Annotated in this window: 2 protein-coding genes; both read left to right on the forward strand. The window is 75.5% G+C overall.

What is annotated here, in order from left to right:
* Positions 1-1905: 4-alpha-glucanotransferase (gene malQ, locus PKE44_RS17865; RefSeq protein ID WP_324553958.1), on the forward strand; the 1905-nt coding region annotated here is incomplete at its 5' end.
* A 188-nt stretch (positions 1906-2093) separates the two neighbouring features.
* A partial coding sequence (locus PKE44_RS17870; RefSeq protein ID WP_324553960.1) for an alpha-amylase family glycosyl hydrolase occupies positions 2094-2764 on the forward strand: 671 nt, incomplete at its 3' end.

Here is a 2764-nt window from a genome sequence, read left to right on the forward strand (position 1 = left end):
CCCTGGACGCTGCCGGCGGCCTTCGGCACGCAGCCCGGCGCGGCGGTCGAACTCGTCGATGAGGCCGGCGAGTGCGTCGGGACGCGGCTCATCGCCGATGCCGCCGGGCGCGCGGCGCTGCCGGGGCTGCTGCTCGATGCCGGCTACTACACGCTGAGGCTCGACGGGCACGCGCAGGCGCTGGCGCTGGCCCCGGCGGGCGCTCCGGGCTTTGCCCGGCTCGCCGGGCGCGAGCGTGGCGTCGGCTTCGCGGCCCAGCTCTACGGCCTGCGCCGCGGCGCAGACGGCGGCGTCGGCGATTTCTCGGCCCTCGCCGAGCACGCCGCCGCCCTCGGGGCGCACGGCGCCTCGGCGCTCGCGATCAGCCCGGTGCATGCGCTGTTCGCGGCCGATCCGCAGCATTACAGCCCGTATTCGCCGTCGAACCGCCAGTTCCTGAACTACCTGCACGCCGATGCGCACGCCGCCGGCCTCGGCGCCGAGGCCGCGGCCTGCGATGCGCTCGGCCCGTCCGTGCCCGGCACCGGCGGGGATTTCGTCGACTGGCCCGGGGTCGCGCGCGCACGGCTGGCGGCGCTGCGCCGGCTCTGGGATGCGCTGGCCGCGCGCCTTCGCGACGGCGATGACGCACTCGCACTCGATTACCGCCGCTTCGTCGAGGCCGGCGGCGAGGCGCTCGAACGCCATGCGCGCTTCGAGCTGCTGCACGGTCTCGAATTCGGCGCCGACCTGCAGCGCTGGCACTGGCGCAGCTGGCCGGCAGCCCTGCAGCAGCCGGATTCGCCCGAGGTCGCGCGGCTTGCGCATGCGCATGCCCATGAACTCGGCTTCCACCGCTTCGCGCAGTGGCTGGCGGCGCGCGGGCTGGCGGCGGCGCAGGCCGCGGCGCGTGGCGCCGGCATGGAAATCGGCCTGATCACCGACATCGCCGTCGGCACCAGCAGCGGCGGCAGCGCGGCGTGGTCGGCTCCGGGCGAGGTGTTCACGGGGCTGTCGATCGGCGCACCGCCCGATCCGCTCGGCCCGACCGGCCAGACCTGGGGCCTGGTCACGCATGCGCCGCAGGCACTGCGCAGCCACGGCTATGCGCCGTTCCTGCAGCTTTTGCGCGCGGCGCTGCGCTCGGCCGGCGGCGTGCGCATCGACCACATCCTCGGGCTGCGGCGGCTGTGGGTCGTGCCGGACGGCGAGAACGGCGCCGGCGGCTGCTACCTCGACTATCCGCTCGATGACCTGCTGGCGCTGGTGGCGCTGGAGGCGCACCGCCACCGGGCGCTGATCGTCGGCGAGGACCTCGGCACCGTGCCGCCCGGCCTGCACGAGCGTCTGGCCGCGCATGGGATCGCCGGCATGTCGGTGCTGTGGTTCCAGCGCGACCACGGCCTGTTCGTCGAGCCCGCCCGCTGGCCGGCAACGGCGCTGGCGATGACCTCGACGCACGATCTGCCGACCGTCGCCGGCTGGTGGCAGGGCAGGGACCTCGACTGGCGCACGCAGGTCGGCCACCTCGAAGGTGCGGAGCTGGTCGAGGCGGTCGCCGGGCGCGCGTGCGATCGCGAGGCGCTGTGGGCGGCGTTCACGCACGCCGGCATCGCCGAAGGCCCGATGCCCGAAGCGCTGGCCCCGGCGCCGGTCGTCGATGCCGCGCTCGCCTACACCGCCGCGACGCCGGCCGCGCTCGCGCTGCTGCCGCTCGAAGACCTCTGCGGCCTCGGCGAACAGCCGAACCTGCCGGGCACGGTGCATGAGCACCCGAACTGGTGCCGGCGCCTGCCGGGCACGGCCGAAGCCCTGCTCGCCGAACCGGCGGTCGCCGCGCGTCTGGCAATGCTGCAGCGGCTGCGCGGGGCCGGCCCCGCAATCACGGCGGCGCACGGCGAGGGGCAGGCTCCGCCGGCGTCCTGAGCTGCGTTCCCGGCGCACCGGGCTTCGGGGCCCCGGGTGAAGCGTCGGGCGCGGACCGGGAACCGTTGCCCGGCGCCGGCGTCGGCTGCTGAGTGCCTCGTCCGCATCCGCGGGCCGGGGCATCGGAATCCGCCGCGCGGGTCCGGACCCGCGCACCCCGATCCTCCCCCCGAGCGAGGCGACGCCCGATGCCGAAATCCACCCGCCCCGCCGCTCCGGCTCCGCTGCCGCCACGCGCGACCGTGCGCCTGCAGCTGCACCGGGACTTCCCGTTCGCGGCCGCCGCCGCACAGGTGCCGTATCTGGCCGCGCTCGGCATCAGCCACGTCTACGCCAGCCCGATCCTGAAGGCGCGCGCCGGCTCGACACACGGCTACGACGTGGTCGATCCCGGCTGCGTGAACCCCGAACTCGGCGGCGAGGACGGCCTGCGGGCGCTGGTCGCGACGCTGCGCGCGCACGGCATGGGCCTCGTCGTCGACATCGTGCCGAATCACATGGCGGTCGGCGGCCCGGAGAATCCGTACTGGCTCGACGTGCTCGAATGGGGCCGCGCCAGCCCGTATGCCGAGTTCTTCGACATCGACTGGGATGCCACCGACCCGGCGCTGCGCGGCCGGCTGCTCGCGCCCTTCCTCGGCGCGCCCTACGGCGAGGCGCTCGATCGCGGCGAGCTGCGCCTGCACTTCGATGCCGTCAGCGGGCGTTTTTCGTGCGCGTACTTCGACAACCGCTTCCCGATCGCGCCCACCCGCTATCCGGCGCTGCTGCGCCTCGGCGGCGAGGCGCTGGCTGCGGCAGCGCGTGACTTTCGGGCCGCGCTGGCCGGCCGCCGGCGCGAGCGCTTCGACGCCGCCTG

It is taken from the genome of Plasticicumulans sp. (assembly GCF_035331805.1).
Taxonomy (GTDB): Bacteria; Pseudomonadota; Gammaproteobacteria; order Competibacterales; family Competibacteraceae; genus Plasticicumulans.